Source organism: Micromonospora yangpuensis, from assembly GCF_900091615.1.
GTDB classification, from domain to species: Bacteria; Actinomycetota; Actinomycetes; order Mycobacteriales; family Micromonosporaceae; genus Micromonospora; species Micromonospora yangpuensis.
Genome location: NZ_FMIA01000002.1, coordinates 2,219,189 through 2,241,782 on the forward strand (window position 1 = coordinate 2,219,189; position 22,594 = coordinate 2,241,782).

17 protein-coding genes are annotated in these 22,594 nt (G+C 71.4%); 9 read left to right on the top strand and 8 right to left on the bottom strand.

Annotation, left to right across the window (positions count from 1 at the left end):
• Positions 1-38: 38 nt before the first annotated feature.
• From GA0070617_RS10175 to GA0070617_RS10190, 4 genes are all read left to right on the top strand, one after another.
• Positions 39-1,067, top strand: a complete 1,029-nt coding sequence (locus GA0070617_RS10175) for a diacylglycerol/lipid kinase family protein (RefSeq protein ID WP_091435806.1) — start codon at positions 39-41, stop codon at positions 1,065-1,067.
• Complete coding sequence (locus tag GA0070617_RS10180; RefSeq protein ID WP_091435808.1) at positions 1,060-2,061, top strand: YihY/virulence factor BrkB family protein; 1,002 nt, start codon at positions 1,060-1,062, stop codon at positions 2,059-2,061. The genes GA0070617_RS10175 and GA0070617_RS10180 overlap by 8 nt, the downstream gene beginning before the upstream one ends.
• 77 nt (positions 2,062-2,138) lie before the next feature.
• Positions 2,139-3,629, top strand: coding sequence for a phosphatase PAP2 family protein (locus tag GA0070617_RS10185; RefSeq protein ID WP_091435811.1), 1,491 nt, complete (start codon positions 2,139-2,141; stop codon positions 3,627-3,629).
• 6 nt (positions 3,630-3,635) lie between these two features.
• Positions 3,636-4,475 carry an endonuclease/exonuclease/phosphatase family protein gene (locus GA0070617_RS10190; RefSeq protein WP_091435813.1) on the top strand — a complete coding sequence of 280 codons (840 nt, stop codon included), beginning with the start codon at positions 3,636-3,638 and terminating at the stop codon, positions 4,473-4,475.
• A 57-nt stretch (positions 4,476-4,532) separates the two neighbouring features.
• Here the strand turns inward: GA0070617_RS10190 and GA0070617_RS10195 are convergent, their stop codons facing one another.
• A complete protein-coding gene (locus tag GA0070617_RS10195) occupies positions 4,533-5,495 on the bottom strand; it encodes a TIGR03557 family F420-dependent LLM class oxidoreductase (RefSeq protein ID WP_091435816.1) in 963 nt (320 codons plus the stop codon).
• Between the two features lie 400 nt (positions 5,496-5,895).
• On the opposite strand from GA0070617_RS10195, the gene GA0070617_RS10200 reads away from it, so the two are divergent.
• Positions 5,896-7,263, top strand: a complete 1,368-nt coding sequence (locus GA0070617_RS10200) for a cellulase family glycosylhydrolase (protein ID WP_091435818.1) — start codon at positions 5,896-5,898, stop codon at positions 7,261-7,263.
• A gap of 103 nt (positions 7,264-7,366) precedes the next feature.
• Positions 7,367-9,433, top strand: coding sequence for a beta-galactosidase (locus GA0070617_RS10205; RefSeq protein ID WP_091435820.1), 2,067 nt, complete (start codon positions 7,367-7,369; stop codon positions 9,431-9,433).
• 125 nt (positions 9,434-9,558) lie between these two features.
• Here the strand turns inward: GA0070617_RS10205 and GA0070617_RS10210 are convergent, their stop codons facing one another.
• Together GA0070617_RS10210 and GA0070617_RS10215 are read right to left on the bottom strand one after the other, a co-directional pair.
• Positions 9,559-9,924, bottom strand: coding sequence for a hypothetical protein (locus GA0070617_RS10210; protein ID WP_091435821.1), 366 nt, complete (start codon positions 9,922-9,924; stop codon positions 9,559-9,561).
• A 430-nt stretch (positions 9,925-10,354) separates the two neighbouring features.
• Entirely contained in the window at positions 10,355-10,942 is a 588-nt protein-coding gene (locus GA0070617_RS10215) for a hypothetical protein (protein ID WP_091435823.1), read from the bottom strand.
• Between the two features lie 144 nt (positions 10,943-11,086).
• Here GA0070617_RS10215 and GA0070617_RS10220 point away from each other — a divergent pair, with 144 nt between their 5' ends.
• Together GA0070617_RS10220 and GA0070617_RS10225 are read left to right on the top strand one after the other, a co-directional pair.
• Positions 11,087-11,683 (top strand): hypothetical protein, encoded by a 597-nt coding sequence (locus GA0070617_RS10220; RefSeq protein ID WP_091435826.1) that lies wholly within the window; start codon positions 11,087-11,089, stop codon positions 11,681-11,683.
• A gap of 150 nt (positions 11,684-11,833) precedes the next feature.
• Positions 11,834-12,937 (top strand): sporulation protein, encoded by a 1,104-nt coding sequence (locus GA0070617_RS10225; protein WP_091435828.1) that lies wholly within the window; start codon positions 11,834-11,836, stop codon positions 12,935-12,937.
• A 158-nt stretch (positions 12,938-13,095) separates the two neighbouring features.
• On the opposite strand, the gene GA0070617_RS10230 is transcribed toward GA0070617_RS10225, so the two are convergent.
• The 4 genes from GA0070617_RS10230 to GA0070617_RS10245 all read right to left on the bottom strand — a co-directional run bounded on the left by GA0070617_RS10230 (position 13,096) and on the right by GA0070617_RS10245 (position 18,466).
• Positions 13,096-13,494, bottom strand: a complete 399-nt coding sequence (locus GA0070617_RS10230; protein ID WP_091435830.1) for a hypothetical protein — start codon at positions 13,492-13,494, stop codon at positions 13,096-13,098.
• 232 nt (positions 13,495-13,726) lie between these two features.
• Positions 13,727-15,124, bottom strand: coding sequence for an RICIN domain-containing protein (locus GA0070617_RS10235; protein WP_091435832.1), 1,398 nt, complete (start codon positions 15,122-15,124; stop codon positions 13,727-13,729).
• A gap of 50 nt (positions 15,125-15,174) precedes the next feature.
• Positions 15,175-16,986 (bottom strand): family 43 glycosylhydrolase, encoded by a 1,812-nt coding sequence (locus tag GA0070617_RS10240; RefSeq protein ID WP_217628782.1) that lies wholly within the window; start codon positions 16,984-16,986, stop codon positions 15,175-15,177.
• A gap of 85 nt (positions 16,987-17,071) precedes the next feature.
• Positions 17,072-18,466, bottom strand: a complete 1,395-nt coding sequence (locus GA0070617_RS10245; RefSeq protein ID WP_091435835.1) for a glycoside hydrolase family 43 protein — start codon at positions 18,464-18,466, stop codon at positions 17,072-17,074.
• Positions 18,467-19,184: 718 nt separating this feature from the next.
• Here GA0070617_RS10245 and GA0070617_RS10250 point away from each other — a divergent pair.
• A complete protein-coding gene (locus GA0070617_RS10250) occupies positions 19,185-19,592 on the top strand; it encodes a hypothetical protein (protein ID WP_091446199.1) in 408 nt (135 codons plus the stop codon).
• A 280-nt stretch (positions 19,593-19,872) separates the two neighbouring features.
• Here the strand turns inward: GA0070617_RS10250 and GA0070617_RS10255 are convergent, their stop codons facing one another.
• Positions 19,873-22,086 (bottom strand): HelD family protein, encoded by a 2,214-nt coding sequence (locus GA0070617_RS10255; RefSeq protein ID WP_091446201.1) that lies wholly within the window; start codon positions 22,084-22,086, stop codon positions 19,873-19,875.
• Positions 22,087-22,594 lie beyond the last annotated feature (508 nt).

A 22,594-nucleotide genomic window follows, 5' to 3' on the forward strand; every position in this document is an offset into this window, starting at 1 on the left:
GTCATCTTTACCCCGGTCGGCGTCGGGTCGCCGAACCGATGCGGGTGCTGCACACTGACGCCGTGACAGGTGCAGAGCACAGCCGCCCAGCGGTGGCCGGGAGCGGGCCGCGCTCGGCCGTGGTGGTCAACCCGGTGAAGGTCGACGATCTCGACGAGCTGCGGCAGACGGTCGACGCCGCGCTCACCACCGCCGGCTGGCCGGCCCCGAGGTGGTTCGAGACCACCCCGGAGGACCCCGGCCGGGGCCAGACCGAGCAGGCGGTACGCGACGGCGCCGAGGTCGTCTTCGCCTGCGGCGGCGACGGTACGGTGATGGCCTGCGTCAGTGGCCTGGTCGGCACCGACGCGGCGCTGGCCGTGCTGCCCCAGGGCACCGGCAACCTGCTCGCCGCCAACCTGGGCCTCTCCGTCGACGTCGCCGCCGCGCTGCAGGTGGCCGTCGAGCGGGGCCGCCGCCAGCTCGACGTCGGCGCGGTCGAGGACCACTACTTCGCGGTGATGGCCGGGATGGGTTTCGACGCCCAGATGCTCGCCGACACCTCCGAGACGACCAAGGCCCGCATCGGCTGGCCGGCGTACGTGATGGGGGCCGCCCGGCACCTGCGGGACCGGCCGATGCGGGTGACCGTACGCATCGACGACCGGCCGCCGATGCGCCGCCGGGCCCGCTCGGTGCTGATCGCCAACGTGGGCCGGCTCCAGGGCGGGGTACGTCTGCTCGCCGAGGCGGAGCCCGACGACGGCTGCCTAGACGTGGCCGTGCTCACCCCCCGCAACCTGCGGCACTGGGTCGCCCTGGGCTGGGCCGTGCTCCGCAGGCGGGACCGGATCCCCCGGCTGGAGGTGCACCGGGGCCGGCGCATCGAGGTCACCAGCAACCGGGAGCAGCCCCGGGAACTCGACGGCGACCTGATCACGCCCGGCCGGACGCTGCTGGCCGAGGTCCGGCCCGGCGCGCTCTGGCTCTGCGTGCCGCAGCCGGAGGAGGCACCCGACCTGACCGTGGACGCCGAGGGCGCCAGTGAGCGGGGTGAGGAACTGATCGAGGAGGCCCGCCGTGAGTAGCACCCGGCTGGTGCCGGAGACCCGGCTGATGGCCGACGAGCAGCTGTCGGCCGACGACGCCTGGCACGCGTTGCGCCGCCACGGCGGCTGGCGGCTGCTGCACGACGCCTTCGTCCGGTTCCGCTACGGCGACGGGTTCAGCCACGCCCGGGCCTTCGCCTTCCAGCTCTGCCTGGCCGTGGTGCCGTTCCTGATCGCGCTGACCGGGCTGATCACCGAACTCGGCGTACGGGAGGGCGGTGAGGTCGTCGCCGACACGGTGCTGGCGCTGACCCCCGGTGCCAGCGAGACGATGGTCAAGGAGCTGCTCGGCGAGGGTGAGCGCACCGAACGGATCGGCGAGTGGGCGCTGAGCCTGGGACTGTTGACCGGGCTGTTCGCGCTGACCAGCACGATGGCCCAGATCGAGCGGGGCGCCAACCGGATCTACGGGGTCGAGCGGGACCGCCCCGCGTTGTGGAAGTACCTGCGGGCCGCCGTGCTGGCCGTCGCCGCCGGTCTGCCGGCGCTCTTCGGCTTCCTGATCCTGGTCGCCGGCGGGCCGATGGGCGACTCGGTGCAGCGGCACTACCGCTGGGGTGCCGGCGTCGACGCCGGCTGGGACGTGGTCCGCTGGCCGGTCAGCCTCGGCCTGACCGTCGTGGCCGTCGCGGTGCTGTTCCGGCACGCTCCCCGACGCAAACAGCCCGGACTGTCCTGGCTGTTCTTCGGCGCCGGCATCGCCACCGTGCTCTGGTGGGTGGCCAGCCTGCTGCTGGCGGCGTACGTGGCGTTCGCCGAGGGTTTCGGGCAGACCTACGGCGCACTGACCGGGATGATGGCGTTGCTGCTCTGGGCCAACCTGACCGGCATCGCGCTCTTCGGCGGGCTGGCCTTCGCCGCCCAACTGGAGGCGCAGCGGATCGGGGTGCGGGACCCGGCCCAGCCGGACCTGTGGGAGCCCGAGGCGCGTCGGTCCAGTCTCGACGACACCGGGGAAATGACCTCGTTGTGACCTCCGAGTGCCCGGTTGCGTGTACCGCGACCGTGGATCGGGTAGAAGCGGCACGCCACAGCGAGAGGGAGGCTGCCGTGACCGGGGTCAAAGAGGTACTGCGACGACCACTGGGTCATTTCACCCAACGGAGCCTCGCCGGACTGGCGCTGCTGCTCGCCGCCGGGGTCGCGTTCGCGCTGCTGCTGGTGCTGGTCCGGGTGGAGTGGACCCCGCTGTACGACGTCGACCACGGCATCGCGGCCTGGCTCAACGACCAGATCGCACCGATCGGCCCGCTGGTCACGGTGCTCACCGCGATCACCGACCTGGGTGGCCGACCGGTGATCATGTGGCTGGTCAGCGTGGCCGTGGTGGGCCTGCTGATCCGCAAGCAGGGCCGGCTGGCGGTCTACGTGATCGTCACCGGGCTCGGCGCGCTGATCCTCGACCCCTCGCTGAAGACGCTCGTCGACCGGCTGCGCCCGGAGGTGGACGTGCCGATCGGCACGTACGCCGGGCAGAGCTTCCCCAGTGGGCACGCGCTGGGCTCGATGGTGGCCTACGGCGCGATCCTGCTGGTCTTCCTGCCCGCCATCGCACCCCGCTGGCGCAAGCTGGCGATCGCGCTGGTGGGCGTGGTGGTGTTCCTGATCGGCTTCACCCGGGTCGCTCTCGGCGTGCACTTCGTCTCCGACGTGCTCGGTGCCTGGCTGCTCGGCGCGGCCTGGCTGGGCATCACCGCGTACGCCTTCCGGTTGTGGCGGTTGGAGCGGGGCCGACCGGTGGCGGCGCTGACCGAGGGGTTGGAGCCGGAGGCCGCACACGAGGTGGCTCCCGCCCCGGACGAGGGCAAGCTGCTGCCGCACGCCCGCGCCGGCATCGCCGAACTGGTCGTCGGCTGGGTGCTGATCTTCGGCGTGCTCTACGGTTTCGGCACCTACGTCAGCTACCACGCCGACGGGACCTTCTTCGCCACCCTCGACACCGCCGTGCCGAACTGGTTCGACGAGCACCGCACCCCGTGGCGTGACGACTTCAGCTACTGGTGGAGCAAGGTCGGCGACACCCACGCGATCCTGCTGATCGGGGTGGTCTTCTGCCCGCTGGTGCTGGCCGTCTGGCGGCGCTGGCGACCGGTGCTCTTCGTGGCGCTGACCATGTTCGGCGAGCTGAGCCTCTTCCTCGCCTCGGCCGCCGCGGTGGACCGGCCCCGTCCGCCGATCGAGAACCTGGACGGGCCGATGCCCACCTCGTCCTTCCCGTCCGGCCACATCGCCGCGACCCTCTGCATCTGGGTGGCCGTCGCGGTCGTGATCTTCCCGCGTACCGACCGGTGGTGGCGGTGGGTGTTCGTGGCGCTGGCCGTGGTCATGCCGGTCGGGGTGGCGGTCTCCCGGATGTACCGGGGCATGCACCACCCGACCGACTTCATGGGCGCGATCATGCTCACCGCGCTCTGGATCGGGCTGCTCTACTGGGTGGTCCGCCCCAACGCCGACGTGTACGAGGGCAACCAGCCGAGCATCGAGTCCGAGGACGTGGACACCCTCGACGACGAGTTGGCCAAGGCGTCCCGGGCGGAGTGATCCCCGGTGCTGCGGGTGATGACCTGGAACATCCGGACCGGCGGGCGGGACGCCGATGGTGGCGACCGGCTGGCCCTGGTGCGCCGGGTCGTCACCACGCAGCGACCGGACCTGCTCGCGTTGCAGGAGCTGCGCGGCTTCGACCGGCCCGGTGTGCTGGCCCGGTTCGCCGCCGGGGTCGGGATGCGGCCGTACCTGGCCCGGAGCCGGTGGGGTCAGCCGGTGGCGGTGCTGGTCCGTCCGCCGCTGCGCATCCTGGCCGCCGCCGGGGTGCGCCGTCCGTTCCACCACGGCGCGCAGCGGGTCACCGTGGCCACCTCGGCTGGCCCGTTGACGCTGACCGGCACCCACCTCTGCCCGTTCTCGGGCACCCGACGGCTGATCGAGGCGGGCTGGCTGGCCACCACCGTCCGCCACGCCAGCGGCAGCGTGGTCGGTGCCGGGGGCGGGGCTGACGACGGGCCGTTGGTACTGGTGGCGGGGGACCTGAACACTCTGGAGCCGGGGGTCGACCACCGGGACCGGATCGCGCGGCTGCCGGCGGCGTACCGGCGGCGGCACCTGCGGCGCGACGGTCGGGTGGACACCCGGGCGGTCGGTCGGCTGCTCGCCGCCGGCCTGGTCGACCTCCAGCTCACGGCGGGCCGGCCGGGCGACGACGGGGCGACCGCGCCCACCCGGTACGGCGGCGGGGTCGAGTTCTCCGGCATGCGCCTGGACTACCTGCTCGCCACCACCGGGCTCGCCGCCGTGGCGCGGGACTGCCGGGTGGTGCGCGACGACGACACCGACCGGGCCTCGGACCACTGTCCGGTCCTGGTCGACCTGGCGATCGGGGCCACCTGAGCCCGGCCCGCCCGAGCGCGGGCCCCGCCTGAGCGGAGCCCGTCTTCGGGATCGGTGTCAGAGCCGGCGCAGCCGGGGGAGCAGTTCCTCCCGGGCCCAGTCCAGGAACATCGGCTGGGTCTCCCCGCCGACCTGGACGATCGCCACGTGGGTGAAACCGGCGTCGACGAACTGCCGGAACGCCTCGACGTGCCGCTCCACGTCCGGCCCGCAGGGGATGCCCTCGGCGACGTCGTCCTCCCGGACGAACTGGGTGGCGGCGGCGAACGAGTCGGGGCCGGGCAGGTCCGCGTTGACCTTCCAGCCCATGCCGAACCAGCGGAACTGGTCGTGCACGATCTTGCGGCACTCCGCCTCGTCGGGGCCGTAGCAGATGGCGACCTGGCCGAACCTCGGCTGGCCACTGCCACCGGCGTTGTCGTACAGCTCGATGATGTGCGGGTCGGGCTCGGTGGCGACGATGCCGTCGGCGTACTCGGCGGCCAGCGCGGCCGACGACGGCCCGGAGGCGGCGACGGCCATCGGCACCGGCGTGGCCGGCCGGTCGTAGAGGTAGGCGTCCGGCACGTCGAAGTGGTTGCCGGAGAAGGCGAGCGTCTCGCCGTTGAGTAGCGGCCGGATGATCTGCAGCGCCTCCTCGAACATCTCGTGCCGCTGCTGCACGTGCGGCCAGCCGCCGACCACGTGCTCGTTGAGGTTCTCCCCGGCGCCGAGCCCGAGGGTGAACCGGCCGTCGGAGAGCGCCCCGATGGTGCTGGCCTTCTGCGCCACCACCGCCGGGTGGTACCGCCGGATCGGGCAGGTGACGAAGGACATCAGCTCGGCCCGGTTGGTCGCGTGGGCGACCGCGCCCAGCACCGACCAGGCGTACGGGGAGTGGCCCTGCGAGTCCAGCCACGGGTAGTAGTGGTCGGAGATCACCAGCTGGTCGAAGCCGGCCGCCTCCGCCCGTACCGCGTAGTCGACCAGTTGTTTCGGGCCGGCCTGCTCGGACATCAGGGTGTAGCCGACGGTGACCATCGCGGATCTCTCCTTGCGCCGTTTCGCAGATGGGGAACGTCGATCGGATACCCCGCCGTGGGCCGGTCAATCCCACCGGCACCGTTCGTCCCGTCCGCCCCCGGCGCTTGACGTGACGGTCATCGATGGTTACTGTCGCAGCTTAACCGGTTCAGCCGGGTTGAGCGGGCATCCTGTGGTGGGGATGACGCACCTGTGGTGGCCCACGGCAACGTGGGCCACCACAGGTCTCGCCGGCTGCCAGGTGGGTGGAGCTGAACCGGTTGCCGCGCCACGACATCGCCGCACACCGATGCCGTGTCGCCGGGAGCCGAACGGCGGTTGTCGGGCTGCGACCGCCACCCCTGTCACCGCCGCACCCCCACCTGGGCACGGGGGCATCTCGATGCTGAGGAATGCCATGAAGAAACGACTCTCCACCGCCGGGGCGGCCCTGCTCGCGCTGGTGGTCGCCCTGCTCGCCTTCGGGCAGCCGGTCCACGCCGCCACCGGCTTCTACGTCGCCGACGGCAAGCTGTACGACGCCAACGGCACCGAGTTCATCGCCCGGGGCGTCAACCACGCCCACACCTGGTACCCGCAGCAGACCAGCTCGTTCGCCAACATCAAGGCGCTCGGGGCGAACAGCGTCCGGGTGGTGCTCTCCAGCGGTGACCGGTGGACCAAGAACGACACCGCCGACGTCACCAACGTCATCAACCTGTGCAAGGCCAACCGGCTGATCTGCATACTGGAGGTGCACGACACCACCGGCTACGGCGAGCAGAGCGGCGCGATCACCCTGGACCGGGCGGTCGACTACTGGCTGAGCATCAAGAGCGCGCTGGTCGGCCAGGAGCGCTACGTCCTGGTCAACATCGGCAACGAGCCGTACGGCAACCAGGGTTACGCCACCTGGGCCACCGACAGCGGCAACGCCATCAAGCGGCTGCGCGCCGGCGGACTGACCCACACCATCGTGGTGGACGCGCCGAACTGGGGCCAGGACTGGTCGTTCACCATGCGCGACAACGCCGCCTCGGTCTTCGCCGCCGACCCGCAGAAGAACACCGTCTTCTCCGTGCACATGTACGGCGTCTTCGACACCGCCGCCGAGATCAGCGACTACCTGGGCCGGTTCCGCACCGCCAAGCTGCCGATCATGGTGGGCGAGTTCGGCCACAACCACTCCGACGGCAACCCCGACGAGGACACCATCCTGTCGTACACCCGGGCCAACGGGATCGGCTGGCTGGGCTGGTCGTGGAGCGGCAACAGCGGTGGCGTCGAGTACCTCGACCTGGCCGTCAACTTCAACCCGAACAACCTCAGCAGCTGGGGTCAGCGGCTCTTCAACGGCGCGAACGGCATCAAGCAGACCGCCCGCGAGGCGACGGTCTTCACCGGCACCCCGCCCACCACGCCGCCGACGACCCCGCCCACCACGCCGCCCACCACCCCGCCGACGACTCCACCGACCAGCCCGCCGGTGGGCATCGGGTGCAGCGCGACGTACTCGGTGACCAACCAGTGGCAGGGCGGCTTCCAGGCCGACGTCAAGGTCACCGCCGGGGTGTCGGCGATCAGCGCCTGGACGGTCCGCTGGACCTACGCCGGCGGACAGACCGTCAGCCAGGCGTGGAACGCCGCCGTGACCAGCAGCGGTTCCACCGTGACCGCCACCAACGTGTCGTACAACGGCCGGCTGGCCGCCGGAGCGAGCACCAGCTTCGGATTCATCGGCACCGGTAGCGGCGCCGTACCCACGCTCAGCTGCACCGCCAGCTGACCGCACGCCCGGCGTAGGGCCGGTGGCCCGGGTCGACACGCACCCGGGCCACCGGCGTGGCCGCGATTGACGGCGGTCGGTGACGGTGCCAGGCTCTGCGCACATGGGAACGTGGCAGGGCGAGATCCACGGGACGTGGCAGGGTGACCGGGGCCACGGGACGTGGCAGGGCGACCGGGGCCACGGGACGTGGCAGGGCGACCGGATCGCCTTCGGGGCGGACTACAACCCGGAGCAGTGGCCCGAGCAGACCTGGGCCACCGACGTGGAGCTGATGCGCCGGGCCGGGGTCAACCTGGTCTCCGTCGGCATCTTCAGCTGGGCGCTGCTGGAGCCCACCCCCGGCCGGTACGAGTTCGGCTGGCTGGACCGGGTGCTGGCGCTGCTGCACGACGGCGGCATCGACGTGGACCTGGCCACCGCCACCGCCAGCCCGCCACCGTGGCTGGCCCACCGGCACCCCGGGACCCTGCCCCGCCGCGCCGACCAGACGGTCCTCTGGCCCGGTGCCCGGCAGGCGTACTGTCCCAGCTCACCGGTCTTCCGGCAGCACTCGCTGGCGCTGGTGGAGGCGGTCGCCACCCGCTACACCGACCATCCGGCGGTGGTGATGTGGCACGTCGGCAACGAGTTGGGTTGTCACAACGCGCACTGCTACTGCGACGTCAGCGCCGAGGCGTTCCGGGGCTGGCTGCGGGCCCGCTACGGCGACCTGGACTCGCTCAACGACGCCTGGGGCACCGCCTTCTGGAGCCAGCGGTACCACGACTGGGCCGAGATCAACCCGCCGCGTACCGCCCCGACCTTCGTCAACCCCACCCAGCAGCTGGACTTCGCCCGGTTCAGCTCCGACGAGCACCGGGCCCAGCTGCGCGCCGAACGCTCCGTGCTGGACCGCCTGGTCCGCCAGCCGGTCACCACCAACTTCATGATCGGTACCGGCAGCAAGTACCTCGACTACCACTCCTGGGCCGACGACGTGGACCTGGTCGCCAACGACCACTACCTGACCGCCGCCGACCCGGAGTCACACGTCGGGCTGGCGCTCGCCGCCGACCAGACCCGCGGCGTCGCCCGGGGCGCGCCGTGGCTGCTGATGGAACACTCCACGAGCGCGGTCAACTGGCAGCCGCGCAACCTGGCCAAGGCCCCCGGCCAGCTCCGCCGCAACAGCCTGGCGCACCTCGCCCGGGGCGCCGACGGGATCCTGTTCTTCCAGTGGCGGGCCTCGCTGGCCGGTGCGGAGAAGTTCCACTCGGCGATGCTGCCGCACGCCGGACCGGAGACCAAGGTCTTCCGCGAGGTCTGCCGGCTCGGTGCCGACCTGCGCGCGCTGGCCGAGGTACGCGGCAGCCGGGTCGACGCCGAGGTGGCGATCCTGTTCGACTGGGAGGCCTGGTGGGGTGCCGAACTCGACGCCCACCCGAGCGTCGACGTCGACTACGGCGACCGGCTGCGGGCCTGCTACGACGCGCTGTGGCGGGCCGGGGTCACCGCCGACGTGGTGCACCCGTCGACCGATCTCACCGGCTACCGGCTTGTCCTGGTACCCACCCTCTACCTGGTCCGCGACGCCGACGCCGAAGCCCTGCACCGGTACGTCGAGCGGGGCGGCACCACGCTGGTGACGTACTTCAGTGGGATCGTCGACGAGCACGACCACGTCCGACCCGGCGGCTACCCGGGGGCCTTCCGGGACCTGCTCGGGGTCCGCACCGAGGAGTTCTTCCCGCTGGCCGCCGGCGAACGGGTGAACCTCGACGACGGCGGCACGGCCGACGTCTGGACCGAACTGCTGCACCCGCTCGGCGCGGAGGTGCTCGCCGGCTACGCCGACGGACCGCTGCCCGGCGTACCGGCGATCACCCGCCACCAGCTAGGCGACGGTGCCGCCTGGTACGTCGGCACCCGCCTGGACCGCGCCGCCACCACCCGGCTGCTGACCCGCCTGCTCACCGACGCCGGGGTCCGCCCCGCCGCCGACGCCCCGCCCGGCGTGGAGGTGGTCCGCCGTCGCCGCGACGAACAGAGCTGGCTCTTCGTCGTCAACCACACCGACGAGGCAGCCACCCTCGCCGGCACCGGCACCGAACTGCTCACCGGGCACCCCTGCACCGGCGAGCTGACCGTCGCCCCGGGTGAAGTGGCGGTCCTGCGCGAACACCCCTGATGCGGCTCAGGCTCATGCCGTCGACGTTGATCGACTCGGTTGGGCTGATATGGCTGGGTCGAACGGCCGTGGACCCCGCCATATCAGCCCAACCGAGTCGATCACGCCTCGCCCCATCGATGGGGTCAGGTGGGGCGAGGGTCGGCGGCGCACGGGTCGAGGTGGTCTACCCGCAGCAGGCAGCGCTGCCGACCGGAGAGCGGCCGGTCGCAGTACACCCAGTGCTGCACGCTCTGGTCGTCCTCGGCGGAGACCGTGGCACCGGCCGCGTCTACACCCGGTGCTGCGGGCTCTGGTCGTCCTCGGCGGAGACCGTGGCACCGGCCGCGTCTACACCCGGTGCTGCGGGCTCTGGTCGTCCTCGGCGGAGACCGTGGCACGGCCGCGTCGACGCCCGGCACGGACCCCAACGACCGGGTCACCGTGTACGCCAGGCCGAGCGCCTCGGTCAGGTCCGCCACCGCCACCGGCAGGTGGATGACGTGGCGCACCGGCTGCGGGCGTGTGCTGGCGTTGATCGACTCGGTTGGGTTGTTATGGCTGGGTCGAATGGCATTGGACCCCACCATTTCAGCCCAACCGAGTCGATCAAGCCCCGCCCGGCCCGGTCCTGCGGCTGCCCCCCGGCCACCGCTAGCTGGTACCCGGGTGGGGTTCGGGATGTCGAGGTGCGGGTCGTCGGTCAAGGCGGTGATGGCGGCCCGGCCGGCGTCGCTGACGCCACCTGACCTCCCGCCCGGGGAGGTGCTCGCGTTGATCGACTCGGTTGGGCTGAAATGGCGGGGTCCGGGGCCCTCCGACACAGCCATTTCAGCCCAACCGAGTCGATCATGCCCCGGGCCGGGCCGGGCCGGGCCGTGCCGGGCCGCGCCCACCGCCCCCGCACCGCCGCGCCGGCCGGGTCGACGCGGGTCAGGTCGGTCAGCGGTACCAGGGTTGGGGTTGGGTGGGGTCGGCGGGGACGACGTCCAGGTGCGGGTCGTCGGTCAGGGCGGTGATGGCGGCCCGGTCGGCGCCGATGCCGGCCCAGTGCGGGTCGACGTCGCTGACGAAACACCAGCGGCGGTCGGTGGGCCAGACCAGGGCCGGTGGGGCGATCGTCCCGCCGTCGCCGAGGTCGTCCGCCCAGGTGTCGATCGCGGACAGCGGGCCGCGCAGCAACGCGTACCGGCGGTGGGGCAGCTCCACGAGCGGGCCGCGCCGTACCGTCGGTGGTAGCGCAATGTCGGAGTAGCCGTCCCAGACGCAGAAGTAGCACTCCTGCGGCGTGGCGGTGAACCGGGCGAGCAGGTGCAGCGCCCGGCGGGCCTGGTCGAGGTCGAAGGGGTGGTTGTCGGGCAGGTCGGCGTCGGCCTCGTCCTGCCCGGGTGCGGTGGGGTCGGGGATGAACCGGAGCCGCCCGTACGCCTCGAAGCCCGCCGGGCCGAAGGTGATCAACCGCATCGGGGACGCCGCGGAGCGGAGCAGCCAGTCAGCCGCCGTCAGGTCGGTGCAGTAGGTCGACCTCATCGGCACCTCCGTCGCTCGTCGGGCCGACGCTACCTGACGGGTGGGAGGCGACACATCGCTGTCCGTGAACCGGAGGCGGCGGCGTTCGTAATACCGCCACGGTAGGCCGCGGACCGGCTGCGGCCTCGCCCGACGGGAGACGTGATGACCCACTCGAAGAGCGGCAGCCAGCAGACCTACGACGGACCGAGCCACAACTACGGCAACTACGTTCAGCAGGAGGGCGAGGCCGCACCCCTCGGAGGCGACCCGTCCCAGACCCAACTGCCCTCGTATACGGCCAGCCAGCAGGACCTGCAGATGAGCACGCTCTACCAGCAGGCCTTCACCCGGCCGGCTCCGCAGACCCGGACCTCCGAGACCCGGGTACCGAACTACGACCACGTCGAGTTCGAGAAGAAGGAGCTGGAGCGCCGCACCACCGGAAACCTGCACTGGACGGACCCCCGCCGGCAGATCACCGTCGACGTGCCGAGCCGCACCCTGACGGACAGCCCGGCGCCGATGAGCGCGAGCAGTGATCAGAACCCGTACGCCAGCTACGCCGGCATGCGGGTGCCCACCGGCAGCGGCACCCCCACCACCGGTTCGTACGCCTCCGCCCGCAGCAGCGCCAACAGTTTCCACACGGCGTACTCCCACTACTCGGAGGCCTCCCTGCCGTCCCAGTCCTCCCGGGCCGCGCAGCCTCCGCAGAACCCGCAGGGCGGCAACCAGCAACGGCCGGCCGGCCGTCGGTAGCCGTCCGCCCCGCGCCGGAATCCGAGGCACACACTCGTTTCCGGCGCGCCGGGCGTGCTCACAGGCACTTCACAGGGGTTCCGGTTAGGGTGCTGCGGGTCAGCGACCAGCTCCACGATGGAGCCTGGCGTCCGTTCCACAGGAGTTTCGATGGTCTTCAAGAAGATGCTCAGCGCGTTCGGGGTGGGCGGTCCGAGTGTGGACACCGTCCTGACCAACCCGAACACCCGACCCGGGCTCAGCCTCGACGGCCACGTCAACCTGATCGGCGGGGACGCCGCCGCCGACATCGAGCACATCTCCCTCGGCCTGGTCACCCGGGTCGAGGTGGAGAGCGGCGACAGCGAGTACGCCGGCACCATGGAGTTCCACCGGATGCAGGTGAGCGGGCCGCTGCAGCTCGCCCCGAAGCAGCAGCTCAGCATCCCGTTCCGGATGCCGGTGCCGTGGGAGACCCCGATCACCGACGTGTACGGCCAGCGCCTGCACGGCATGACCATGGGGCTGCGTACCGAGCTGGCGATCGCCCGGGCCGTGGACAAGGGCGACCTCGACCAGGTCGCGGTGCATCCGATGCCGGTGCACGAGGGGATCCTCGGTGCCTTCCAGCAGCTCGGCTTCCGGTTCAAGAACGCCGACCTGGAGCGCGGTCACATCCGTGGGGTGAACCAGACGCTGCCGTTCTACCAGGAGATCGAGTTCTTTGCCGCACCGCAGTACGCGCAGAGCATCACCGAGGTCGAGCTGACCTTCGTGACCAACCCGCACGGCGTCGACGTGATCCTGGAGTGCGACAAGCGGGGCGGTTTCCTCAGCTCCGGGCACGACGTTTTCGGCCGGTACTCCGTCGGCCACGCCGACGCCGAGCGGACCAACTGGGTACAGCTGGTCGACGGCTGGCTGCGCGAGACCACCTCGCAGTACGGCAACCTGCGCGCCCAGGGCTTCGGCGCGCCCGGCGGTTACGGCGCACCCGGCTACGGCGCCCCGCAGGGGTACGGCGCCCCCCAGGGGTACGGTGCCCCGCAGGGGTACGGTGCCCCGCAGGGTTACGGCGCGCCGGGCTACGGTGCCCCGTCGCACGGGTACCCGATGCAGCCGTCGCGGGGCCGGGGCGGCGTCGGGATGGGTGGCGTGGTGGCCGGCGCGGCGCTCGGCGCGGTAGGTGGCATGGTCGCCGGCGAGATGATCAGCGACGCCTTCGAGGGCGACGACGACGGCGGCGACGAGGACTTCGGCGGCGACGAGGAGTAGCAACCAGTCGACGGTGACCGCCTCGACGGCGGTCCCGACGGCCCTCGGCACGACGGCGACCCCCCGGGCACGGTCCCCGGCGGTCGCGTGAACGACGGCGGTGGCCCCCGGGGAAGACTCCCCGGGGGCCACCGCTGCTCGGTGCCGACCTGGTGTGGTCAGTGCCGGGCCTTGCGCTCCCGACCGCTGCGGAAGTTGCTGCCGGCCTTGGCCAGACCCCGGCTACCCAGGTAACCGATGGTCAGCAGCGTGATGAAGAACCAGGCCTGCGGGGCGCGGAAGATGTCCACGCCGGCCGCGTTCTGGCCGACCAGCTGCGAGGCGACCAGTACGCCGACCACCGCCGCGACGTAGACCCAGAACTCCGTGGTCGCGAAGGCCTGCTTGGTCTCCGTACCCGGAGAGACCATCGGCTGGCGGTGACCATCGTGCATCGCCGGCATCTGATGGGTCTGGGTCTCCTGCATGGCACGGTTCTGCTGCCCCGTGTCCATCCGGTTCGGCGCGGTCTGCATGGACCGGTTCGACGGCCTCGTGGATGCAGCCTGTGTGCTCATCTTGTCCTCCTCAGGATGCGATGAGTCCTGCGATCCCTCGCCCCGCTGCCGCGTCCCTGCCACGGCACGGTTGACCTGCTCTGGCCAGGGCACCCGGCGTCTACCCGGTGCCCTGGCCGAGGTAACCCCGTAGCCGGGGCGAAAATCTGGCCGCGCCTCCGCTGACCTTCGTGCCGCCCGCTCATTGGACATTCGAAACGAAGGGGTCGTTACGGACGGTACGGTCCCGACGTCACTGGAACTGGGTGAAGAAGTTCCACGCCAGGGCGGGGACCCAGGTCCGGGGCCCGCTGTCGCCGGGGGCGCCGTCCTGCGGAGCCGCGATGTGGCCCCCGTCGAAGGCGGCCCACGCCACCGGGAAGCCGGAGCGGCAGCCCGAGTAGGTGGTGACGACGTGGGTCAGGCTGCCGGCTGCTGGCTCGCGCGGGCTCTGCGCGGTGCAGCCGTTGTTCCGGACGAACCGGTCGCGCATCGCGCGTCCGTTGGCGATCCCGTCGCTGATGCCGTGCACCCCCAGGTACGCCACGGCCTGGGTGCCGCCGCTGCATCCGCTGAGTTCACGCGGGGCGGACTGGACGACGACCGCCCGGAAGACGTCCGGCCGGGCGCAGGCGAGGGCGTAGCTCATCGCGCCGCCGTAGCTGAACCCGATGGAGAAGCGCTGGCGCGGGTTGACACAGAGGGCGGACTGGACCCGGTTGAGTACGTCGTCGATGAAGGTGACGTCCTCACCCCCGGTGTTGGCCCAACCGTTGCCGAGGCCCTGGGGCGCGACGAAGATCGTCGTGTTGTTGGCCAACCGCTGGAGCCCGTAGTAGGACCAGGTGTTGCGGTCCACGGTCTGCCCGGTGTCCACGTCCACCGCGGTGCCACCCAACCAGTGCAGACCGAAGACCAGCCGGTACGGGTTGTTCTGCTGGTAGTTGGCGGGGATCCGCAGGATGAAGTTCCGGCTCTTGCCGTTGCTGGTGATGGTGTGCGTACCACTGGCGATGCCGGGGGCCTTGCCGCACCCCGAGGTGCCGCTGCCCGGCGGCGGCGTGGTCGGCGGGGTTCCGCCGTCGACGCGGACGAGTTGCCACTGTTGGTTGGTGCCGCCCCAGTCGTCGTACTGGACGATGTTGCCGCCGTCGGCGGTGGAGGCGTTCTGTACCTCGATGGCCTTGTTGCTGTTGCGGTTGATCAGGCGGACGTGGCCGCCGTCGGAGTCGGCGAGGCGGAACTGCTGGTTGGTGCCGTTGCCGTCGGTCCACTGGACGATGCTGGCGCCGTTGGCGGTGGAGAAGTTGTAGACGTCGAGGACCTTGTTGGACAGTCGGGACTTGAGTCGGTAGTAGCCGCCGCCGGAGTCGACGAACTGCCACTGTTGTTGGTTGCCGTTGTTGCGGGTCCACTGGGTGATCCGCGCGCCGTCGTTGGTGGCGGAGTTGTAGACGTCCAGGGCCTTGCCGCTGTTGCGGTTGACCAGGACGTACCAGGCGTTGGTGTCGACCGTCGCGGCCGCGGCGGGCGAGGCCTGCACGACGGCGAGCCCGGTGGCCGCCAGCACCGCCGCGACCACCGCGGCCAGCGCCGGCCACCGGCGTCGTCGTGCCACGGAGGCGGGACGGGCCTCCTGCTTGGCTGTCATGGATCCACTCCTTCTGGTGGTACGGGGTGGTGGAGGTGCCGGCTCAGGCCTCAGGCCCGGGACCACTGCATGCTGGTCGCGGAGCCGCAGGTCCGCTGCTCCAGGGCAGCGCCCGCGGCGGTCGAGCCGCCGACCACGTTCAGGCACTTGTTGCTGTTGACGTTGACCAGGTTGTAGTAGTCACCGCCGGCCGACCGCCAGGTGAACACCTGGTTGAGACCGTTGTGGCAGGTGTACTGCACGACCTGCGCCCCGTCGGCGGTGGAACTGTTGAGGATGTCGACGCACTTGCTGCTGTTGACGCTCTGCAGCCGGACGTTGCCGTTGCCGGCGTCGAGGAAGCGCCACTGCTGCCAGGTCGCGCCGTTGCTGCTCCACTGCCCGATCACGGCCAGGTCCTGCAGGTTGGGCTGCTGGACGTCGATGACCTGGCCGCTGTTGCGGTTGGTGATCCGGTACGCCGTCGGGGTGGTGCCGCCGCCGGTGAACTGCCACCAGTCGACGTTGAACAGGAAACCCGATCCGCCGGTGAAGCGCAGGTACAGGTCCCGGGTTCCGGTTGCCCCGCTGACCGCGCAGGTGGTGTTGGTCCAGCTCTGCCAGCCGCCCGTACCGGCCACCCGGCAGGTGCCGACCAGCGGTCCGGTCGCGCTGTCCAGGCGCAGCTCCAGGTTGCCGCCGGAGGCGGCCGAGGCGACCCGGGCGGTGAAGGAACTCGCGCCGGTACCGAACGCGACCCCCCTGACCTTGATCCAGTCCCCGTTCTCCAGTGCCGAGACATTGACGCCGCCGCCGGTGGTGGCCTCGGTCTCGATGCCCGAGCCCCAGGCGATGGTCTCGGCCTCCTGCCGGACGTACGGGTTCAGGGTGCCGACCTGCGGCACACCGGCGGTGGTCATGTTCATCGAGGGGATCGTGCCGTCGCTGCGGTAGGTGAACTTCTCCACCGCCACCGAGCGGGTGAAGCCGCCGCCGCCGGGCAGCGCCCCGTTGTGGTAGAAGAAGTACGACCCGCCGTTGAAGTCGACGATGCCTGGGTGGTTGGTGAAGCTTGAGCCCTGCCGGGGCATGACCGTGCCGCGGTAGGTCCACGGGCCGGTGGGGCCGGGGGCGGTGGAGTAGGCGATGAACTCCCCGCAGCACTCGGCGGCGAAGATCATGTAGTAGGTGCCGTTACGTTTGTAGACCCACGGCCCCTCCTCGTACAGGGTGGGGCGGCTGGGGTTGCCGGTGCGGGTGCCGAAACCGGCGGTGGTCAGCGGGATCTGCGTCGCGGCACCGGAGAAGGAGATCATGTCCGCGTTCAGGCGCACGTACCAGAGGTTGGGGTTGCCCCAGTACAGGTAGGCCTGTCCGGTGTCGTCGATGAAGGCGTGCGGGTCGATCTCGCCGTTCTCCAGCAGCGGGCGCCCGATGGCGTCCCGGAACGGGCCGGTGGGGCTGCTCGACACGCCGACGCCGATGGCCATCCGGCCGGTGGCCCGGTTCTTCACCGGCACGTACCAGTAGAACTGGTTGTTGCGGGCCACGACGTGACCGGCCCAGGCGTCCGCGCTGGCCCAGCTGAAGGTGGCCACGTTCATCGGTACGCCGTGGTCGGTCCAGTTCACCATGTCCGCCGAGGAGAAGACCCGCCACTCCTTCATGGTGAAGTAGGTCGAGCCGTCCTCGTCCCGCCCGGTGTAGAGGTACACCCGACCGTTGTGCACAAGCGGGGCCGGGTCAGCGGTGTAGATGTGTTGCACGACCGGGTTGTCGGCCTTGGCGACGGTGGCCGGCACCACCGCCACGATCGCGCAGATGCCCATCAGCAGGGTGAGCAGCCCGCCGCCGATTCGGCGGCCACTCAGGGTTCGGTTCATGGATGTCGTTTCTCCCTCGTCCGTACCAGGGGGTGGGTGTCCGGGTGGTGCCGGCGGGGTGACCGAACCCCGCCGGCGACGACGGCTACGAGGTGAGACGGAAGGTCGCGTCCTGCCGGTCGTTGGCGCTGGACGACGAGCTGAGCGGGTCGATGCGCAGGACCTGGCCGGCGTGCCGCAGATACCGGTCCGGGAAGTTGTACGACCGCAGCGAGGTCCACGCGGAGTCGGCCAGCCCGGCGGTACGGTAGAACGTCGCGTCGGCGCGGAAGGTCGCGCTCCCGTCGTTCACACCGAGCTGCGCGACGTAACCGCTGTGCCGGATGAAGTAGCCGGGGCGGTTGACCGACTCGAAGGACACCGCCGCCGAGTCGGCGAGACCCGGCACCATCCGCCACAGCTGGTCCTGGTGCGGATCGAACGGGTAGGGGTCGATGCGCACCGCGTTGTTGGAGTGCCGCACGTAGTAGTCGGGCAGGTTGGACGACTTCAGCCGGACCCAGTTCGGCAGACCCCACCGGTTGACCGCGGCGTTGTACTCGGCTTCGGTGATGCCGACCACCGAACCGTGCTTGGAGTTGATCGGCGGGGTGTAGTCGCGCTGGTTCAGCACCGACCACGAGTTGGCACCCACATTGTTGGTGGTCCACATGTACATGTCGTTGTTGATCGGGCCGAACGAGTCGCCCCAGAGCCACCACCCGCCACCGTCGTTGCGCGGGACCAGGTGCGACCCCTCGATCGCGGTGCCCTGCCGCAGCCCGCTGGTGTAGGTGGTGAAGCTGTTCGGGGCGCCGGTGTTGGAGCGGGCACCGTAGATGTTGCCGTTCGCCAGGTTCTTGTAGTACATGTACGTCACCCCGCCACTGACCCGGATGTCGGCGTCGAGGATGGGAAAGCCGGGGCTGAAGTAGGTCTGCGGTGGACCCACGGTGCGGAAGTCGGACGTGTAGTTCACCAGGAACAGGTCCGTGGTGGTGTTGGCGGAGTAGACGATCCCGTACTGACCGCGGCTGGCGTCCCAGAAGACCGTCGGCGCCCAGGTGTGCACGCTGCTGCCGTACGTGTGCATCTGGATCCGCCGGTAACCGGTGAAGCTGGACAGGTCCACCGAGTCCCACACGTGCAGGTACTGGCTGGTCAGCCCGAAGTTGAGACCCTTGAGGTCGGTGGCGACGACCACGAAGGTGCCGTCCTGCTTGCGGTAGATGTACGGATCGCGCAGCCCCAACTGGCCGGCGGTCGGGGTGACGACCGGGTTGTTCTGGTTGAGCGGGCTCCAGTTCAGACCGTCCCGACTCACCGCGAGATGCAGACCGTAGTTGGCCGCCGACTGGTTCGGTGATTCGGTGAAGTAGGTCATCAGGTACGCCGTGTTCGTCGCGGCCAGGGCCGGGCCCTGGCTGAGCCCGAGGCCGGTCATGGTGAACGCGGTGGTGGCGAGCGTACTCAGGGTGAACTGCCGACGGGTCAGTCCCATGGTCGTGACCTTTCTGGCCGCAGGGCTGCGGCCGAGTTCGGGGACGGGTTGGGCGGGAGACTCTTTTCGGATCGGGGTCGGTAGAGTTTCATGCCGGTAAATGTGAACGCTAACATAGTCCACGGTCTACAGCCTCGGCAAGAGGTAAAAGCCGGCCAAGAACGAACCCCGCTGGCGGCGGTTGGCCGGTTCCTCGCCAGCGCGGCGACTCGGCCGGACGTATGGGCGCTCCGGACCGCCGCTCCGTGTGCTCGGGGCGCCCGCTCCGCATGCGCCAGACCGCCGTCCTCGTGCCCCAGGCCGCCGTCGTCGTGGTCCGCGTCGTGCTTTGGACCGCCGTCCGCGTTGCCCAGGTCGCCGTCCGCGTGCGCAGGCTGCCGTCCGCGTGCCGAGGCCGTCGTCCGCGTGCCGAGGCCGTCGTCCGCGTGCCGAGGCCGTCGTCCGCGTGCGCAGGCTGCCGTCCGCGTGCCGAGGCCGTCGTCCGCGTGCGCAGGCTGCCGTCCGCGTGCCGAGGCCGTCGTCCGCGTGCCCAGGCCGTCGTTCGGTGCCTCAGGCCGCCGTCCGGGTGCCCGGATCGCCGGCCGGGCAGACCGCGAACGTGCATGCTTGATCGCCGACGGTCCCGCCTGGGGCGAGGGATACTCGTTTCGCAGTCAGCGCGCCTGACCCTGGGTTACGGTGACGATCACCCGACCGACACGTCAGCGAGGTGATCGCGATGCGCGAGAACGACGCGGACCAGCCCCGGACCCGCCAGGCCGCGGAACGGCTGATCGGGGACGAGTACGGCGACGGGGCGCTCGACGAGGTCACCGAGCCGCCGACCGACGTACAGCGGGTGATTCAGGACGACGACCCCGACGACCCCGCCGACGTACCGGTCGACCCGCAGGTGTTGCGCGACGGCGGCCCGACCCGGGGCCAGGGCGCGGTCACCACCACCGGCGGCACCGCCGGCCCGGCCAGCGCCCGGCGGGTGGCCCGCCAGCCGGAACGGCATCCCGGCAAGGTCGCGCCGACCACCACCGGTGACGCCACCACCGGCGGCATGAGTACGCCCGCCGGCGGCTCGACCAGCGACCAGTCCTCGTCGGCCAGCCAGATCGGCGGCTTCACCGACGACTGATCCACCGGTCCCCGCGCTCGTCGCGTCCCGGCGTGCCTCGCCGCCTCCTACGCGCGCCGCCGTCGTCTCCTGCGTGCGGCCGTCGCCCCTGTGCGCCGTCGTCGTCCCTGCGCGCGTCGCCGTGCCCTGCGTCGCCGCCGTCGTCTCCTGTGCGCCGCCGTCGTCCCTGCGCGCCTTGCCGTCCCTGCGCGCGCCATCACCCCGTGCGTGCCGCGCCTCCCGTGCGGTGGTGTGAGAGGGGTACCCCGCTATACCGAATGCGTTAACAGGGGGCCCTTCCTTACACCTGGAGGGTGGTGAGGCGTTGGGTGGCTCGGGTGAGGGCGACGTAGAGGTCGCTGCGTCCCCGGGGTGACTCGGCGACGATGCCGTCGGGATCGACCACCAGCACCGAGTCGAACTCCAGCCCCTTGGCCTGGGCGACGGTCAGCACCACGACCCGGCTCTCCAGCTCCGGGCGGTCGCCGACGGCGGCCTCGGGCAGCTCCGCGACGAGCGCGGCACCCAGTTCGGTGAGCCGGCCGGCGGGCAGGATGATGCCGAGTCGTCCCTCGTCGAGGTCGGCCGCCGCCCGGGTGGCCGTGGCGACCAGTTCCGCGGCCAACCGGTCGGCGGAGACCCGACGGTCGACCGGTGGGTGGCCGCTCTGCCGAACCGAGCGGGGCGGGCTCAGGTCGGGGTCGATGTCGGCCAGCACCTCGGCCGCCTTCGCCATGATCTCGGCCGGGGTGCGGTAGCTGACGGTCAGCTCCTCCAGCCGCCACCGTTGCGCCACGTACGGCTCCAGCGCGTCGCCCCAGCTCGGCGTACCGGCCAGTGCCCCGGTCTGGGCCACGTCCCCGACGATGGTCATCGACCTGCTCGGGCAGCGGCGCATGAGTAGCCGCCAGGCCATCGGGGACAGTTCCTGGGCCTCGTCGACGATGACGTGCCCGAAGGCCCACTTCCGGTCGGCGGCGGCGCGTTGGGCGGTGGTGAGCCGGTCCTCCTCGGCCTGCCGGTCCAGCAGCCGGTCCGCGTCGATCAGGTCGGTGACGCCGAGGATCTCACCGCCGTCGTCCTCGTCCTCGACGTCGATCGAGCGGGAGCCCTGCCAGATCTCCAGCACCCCTTCGGCGTACTCGCGTTGCAGCACGCGCAGCCGTTCCACCCGGGCGGCGGCGGCCCGTTCGTCCTCGCCGAGCAGTTCGGCCGCCTCGTCGAGCAGCGGTACGTCGGCCGGGGTCCACCCACCGGGCTGCCGGTGCAGCAGGGCGCGTTCGTCCGCGGTGAGCTGGGGCGCGGCGGCGGCGATCCGGTCGGTGTCGGCGTACAGGTCGGCCAGCAGCCGCTGCGGGGTGAGCACCGGCCAGAGCCGATCCAGCGCCGCCTGTACCTCGGGCTCCTCCCGCAGCTCCCGACGGATCTCGGCGACGTCGGCCTCGGCGAGCAGGTTCTCCCCGCCCAGCGGGTCCGCGCCGATCCGTTCGGCCACCTGGGCGGCGAGCGCGTGGACGATCTCCAGGTCGAACAGCGGCCGGGCCAGGTTGTGCGGCCGGCCGGAGCGCCGCGCCCGGTCCCGGGCCTGCCGGCAGGTCTCCGGGTCGAGCCGGATCACCTCCCGCTCCACCTCGATCTCCAGCGGCTCGTCGGGCACCCACTGCCGGTCACGGACGGCGGCGGCGAGCACCTCGGTCATCACCGAGCGGCCCTTGACCGCCGCGGCCCGCGCGGACTCCGCCCGCCGCGCGCTGACTCCGGGAAAAAGGTCCCCCGGGGTACGCAGCAGCACGCCGGTCTCGGCCAGCGCCGGCAGGACCTGCGAGATGTAGCGCAGGAAGGTGGCGTTCGGGCCGACCAGCAACACGCCCCGGGTGGCCAGCTCCCGGCGGTGGGTGTAGAGCAGGTACGCCGCCCGGTGCAGTGCCACGGCGGTCTTGCCGGTGCCCGGACCGCCCTGCACCACCAGCACTCCGGGCAGGTCGGCGCGGATGACCCGGTCCTGTTCGGCCTGGATGGTCTCCACGATGTCGCGCATCCGGCCGGTCCGTCCGGCGTTCAACGCGGCCAGCAGGGAGGCCTCGCCGGTCAGCTCCTCGTGCCCGCCCGGCGTGGCGGTGGCGAGGTCGAGCACCTCGTCGTCGATCCCGGTGACCTTGCGCTGCCGGGTGCGCAGGTGCCGTCGACGCCGTACGCCCTGCGGGTTGGCGGCGGTGGCCAGGTAGAACGGGCGGGCGGCGGGGGCCCGCCAGTCCATCAGCAGCGGGTCGTAGTCGTCGCTGGTATCGAAGATCCCGATCCGGCCGATGTAGTGGCGGGCCGCGTCGTCGGTGTCCAACCGGCCGAACGCGAGGCCGTTCTCCACCGCGGAGAAGCGTTCGACCTGGTCGGCGTACATCCGGACCGAGCTGTCCCGCTGGGAGCGGTCCTGCTGGGTGCCGCCGGTGCTGCGCAGCGCCTCGGTGAGCCGCTCGGCGGCCTGCTCCCGCATCCGGTCCAGCCGGTCGTAGAGCATCGAGACGTACTCCTGCTCGGGGCCGATCTCGTCGGGCAGTTGCGGTTCACCGGGACCACCGGAGTGCCTTGACAAGCTGTCTCCTCGAAAGATAGAATCCCAGCAGGAGCGGCCACTGGTGCCGTTCCTTTTCGCGTTTCAGAGCTGATGCGTGTCTCTGAACTGAGAAACATACCGCGCCCCGCCGCACCGGACCAAGCTTTCCCACCCACCGCACCGACGGGCCAACTTTCCCGCTCGCCGCGCCCAGTCTCGTGGCCCCGGACACTCCGCAGGGCCGCTTCCACCGCGTCCCCGGACGCACCGCGCCCCGGTCTCCGGACGCACCGCCCCCGTCCCCGGACACACCGCGGCCCCGGACACGACGCAGCCCCGGACACGACGCAGCCCCGGACACACCGCGGCCCCGGACACGACGCAGCCCCGGACACACCGCGGGGCCGGACCAGCTCACGCCGGCCCGGCCCCCTGCTGCGATCTGGCTGCGATCGGCCCGCCACGACCTCGT